The organism is Brucella sp. LJL56 (assembly GCF_054871705.1).
The window spans coordinates 1-3,150 of the sequence record NZ_JBTXLQ010000019.1 but is presented as its reverse complement, the minus strand read 5'-3'; the positions used below and the strand labels follow the sequence as shown (position 1 = coordinate 3,150).

Here is a 3,150-nt window from a genome sequence, read left to right as displayed (position 1 = left end):
TCGTGAGCGCGACGAACAGCCCACTGCTTTCGGCGTTGACGGGATCGCAATAGCACTTTCTTTCAGAACTTCTGTTTTGCCCGCTTCGGCATAAAGTAGGTTCGGATATTGACGAGTGCTTCGGCGACGTCAGCAGCATCCTGGCGGGTCGCTTTCCGTTTTGTCTTGCCGAGCTTGCGGATGGGCGCAATGATATCGCCAGTCCCGGCATGACCTCGAAGAACCGGCTGCCAAAGCCTCGGCGCGTATCCTGTTGCCAGCAAAAAGCAGAGGTCCCAATCGAACGGATCAAAGGTTTGGTCATCGATCCTGGTGAACCTGGGCCTGTGGTCTTTCGGGGTTTCGGAAAGGTTCGCGGAGATACGGTTATATTCCGCAACGATCGTCTGCACGGCCCGATGTTCGGTTGTTTCCATCGGCAAGTTCAGGGCGCCCTGGCCGGTCAGTTCCGGGATCCACTTGCGTGGGTCGATGAACTTCGGGCCGATGATGAGAGCCGTAAGATAACCATCGAGACCGCTCATTGACCAGATTGGCGATGCCGGACGACGTGCCCTGATAAAGGCTTCGAACGCCTCGTCATCGAGCTTCGGTCGTGCCGCCGTCGCCTGGCTGTTCGGTGTCATGCCGCCCGTCGCTCCTGCTGTGTCATCGCTTCACGCTCAGCCTTCCAGGCCCACGGCAGGAGACTTTCCATTTCGTTGGCTTTCACTTTGCCGGAGATGATGCGCTCCAGCACATCGGCAAGCCAGACCTCGGGGTCCACACTATTCAGTTTACAGGTGTTGACGAGCGATGCGAGGACAGCGAAAGTCTTTCCACCCCGCTCGTTGCCCACGAACAACGAATTCTTCCTCGTCAGGGCCACGGATTTCATTGAACGCTCGACCACATTGGAGTCGACCTCGACCCGGCCATCATCAAGGCAGGCTGTCAACCCGCTCCAATGGTTGAGCGTGTAGCTGACGGCCTTGCCAAGTGCCGATTTCGCCGACACCTCGTCGCGCAGTTCGGTGAGGTGGGCCTTCAGCTCCCTCATGACTGGAGCTGCCTCCCGACGTCTCACGACGAGCCGGGTATCGGCGCTTTCGCCGCGCAGTTTTGCTTCGATCCGATAGATTTCCGCAATCCTGGCAAGGATCGACAAAGCCTCCGAAGAACCCGTCAGCTTGACGACATCAACGAACTTGCGCCGGGCATGGGCAAGGCAGAAGGCTAGCCGCATGGGTGCGACATTGCTCTTGCCCCGACGTTTGACCATGGTTTTATAGGCTTGGTATCCATCGACTTGAAGCACGCCGGTAAACGACGACAATTGTCCCTCGATCTCGCGGGCGCTGCGGCTTTCGGTAAAGATATAGGCCACAGCCGGCGGTGCCGGACCATTCCAGGGACGGTCGTCAACCGCCTGCGCCCATAACTGGCAGACCTTGGTTCGTTTGCGGCCCGGCTCGAGCCGGGGCAACGGCGTCTCGTCGCAGAACACTCTCGGCTGCGAGCGGATAAAGGCGGTAAGCGCGTCATAGAGAAGCTCCAGCCACCAGGCGACCCGCATCACCCAGGCGCCAAGCGTGCCGCGATCGATGATGACACCGCAGGAGGCCAGCATTTGCGCCTGACGATTGAGCGGGAGATGCCAGGCAAACTTCGAAACAGCGACATGCGCGGCAAACGCAGTGGTCACCATGCCACCGTCCATCACGCGCGCCGGTGCAGGTGCTTGCACGACGGCACTCTCACAGGCCCGGCATGCATAGCGCGGCCGGATCGTCCGCTTGACCCGGACAACAGCAGGTACGATGTCGAGCGCCTCGCTGACGTCCGTGCCGATGCAATGCAGTTCGAACGAACAGCAAGGGCAAATCTTGCTCTCCGGCTCAATGATCTCTTCATAGCGCGGAAGATGCTTGGGCAAACGGCCGATATTGCGGGCAGGCGATCGCCGTGCCTGTGTTTTGTCTTCATCGGCCGGTGCGGCATCGTCATTGGCTGCAACGGGAATATCGCCTGGATCGCCCAGGTCGAGTGTTGCCTGGGCCGGATCGATGATCGTCATCTTCTCCGATTTCGTCCCGAAGAGCTGGCGCTCAAGGAAGACAATACGCGCTTTGAGGTCGGCATTCTCTTCGTCGAGCGAGAGAATGATCCGGGTCAATTGCGCAGCATCCTGAGGCAAGGGATCGGGTCGAAGCAGCATGACTGACCCTACCATATGAGCCTGAATCTTCAAGCAAAACCAATAGGATCAGCCTACTTTTGAGGGTCGTCTCACCGCGTTTCGCTTGACCCGTGTCCAGTCAATGCCCGCCAGTAAAAGCGAGAACTCCTGGGCATTCATCTGCATCGCACCATCGCGGATCGGGGGCCAAACAAACTTTCCGCTTTCCAACCACTTTGTCGCCAGGATCATGCCTGACCCATCCCAGTAAATGCAGCGAAGTCGATCCAGACGCTTGGCGCGGAACACGAACACGTCGCCACAATAGGGATCGGCCGCAAGCGCTGACGCCACCAAAGCCACAAGACCATTCATACCGCGCCGGAAGTCGACAGGTTGCGTCGCCACCATGATCTTCACGCCACTCGGCGAAACTCCGATCACCGGCGACCTCGCAAGGCCGCCATCATCGCTTGCGCCAGTTCAGGTGCTACCGGGCCCATAACCGTCATGCGCGCGCCAGCAATCTCGATCTCAATCCGACCTGCGGCAACGTGGGCGACATCCGACGGCAAGCTTCCGGGAGGCGTTCGATCGCCAACCACCGTCACGGGCACGAACATCGCCTGCTGCGCACTGGACCTCGCAGATCGTTGGGAGGTCAGCCCAGCGTCCCGGCGCCAGACGTTCAGCAAGCCGCGATTGACGCCCCAGCGCCGGGCAACGGCCGAGATGTTAACATCAGGTTCCGCGCTTTCCGCAAGGATCCGCGCCTTCTCCTCGTCTGACCAATTCCGCCGCTGGCGCCGACCGGTGATCACCTCGATCCGACGATACTTTCCCTCATGCCCAGCTTCATGCATGCCTTCATCCATGACTTCAAGCATGGCATCAGCGCGTTCTCCAACCATTCCATTCCGCTCCTATCGATGAAGGAGCTTATCTCGCGGCCTCATTCACAAAAGAAAAGGTGGGTTGTTCGTCGCGCTCAC

4 protein-coding genes are annotated in these 3,150 nt (G+C 59.3%); all 4 read right to left on the bottom strand.

Translation table 11 applies throughout. From position 1 onward, the window contains the following. Positions 1 to 62 precede the first annotated feature (62 nt). The 4 genes from ACYSN1_RS21790 to tnpA are packed head-to-tail and all read right to left on the bottom strand — an operon-like array spanning position 63 to position 3,069. Complete coding sequence (locus tag ACYSN1_RS21790; protein ID WP_461727572.1) at positions 63 to 626, bottom strand: UPF0149 family protein; 564 nt, start codon at positions 624 to 626, stop codon at positions 63 to 65. Further along, positions 623 to 2,197, bottom strand: coding sequence for an IS66 family transposase (tnpC, locus tag ACYSN1_RS21785; RefSeq protein WP_461727571.1), 1,575 nt, complete (start codon positions 2,195 to 2,197; stop codon positions 623 to 625). The genes ACYSN1_RS21790 and tnpC overlap by 4 nt, the downstream gene beginning before the upstream one ends. 48 nt (positions 2,198 to 2,245) lie before the next feature. Then, entirely contained in the window at positions 2,246 to 2,602 is a 357-nt protein-coding gene (gene tnpB, locus ACYSN1_RS21780) for an IS66 family insertion sequence element accessory protein TnpB (RefSeq protein WP_043062544.1), read from the bottom strand. Beyond that, entirely contained in the window at positions 2,599 to 3,069 is a 471-nt protein-coding gene (gene tnpA, locus ACYSN1_RS21775) for an IS66-like element accessory protein TnpA (RefSeq protein ID WP_461727570.1), read from the bottom strand. The genes tnpB and tnpA overlap by 4 nt, the downstream gene beginning before the upstream one ends. Between the last annotated feature and the right edge of the window lie 81 nt (positions 3,070 to 3,150).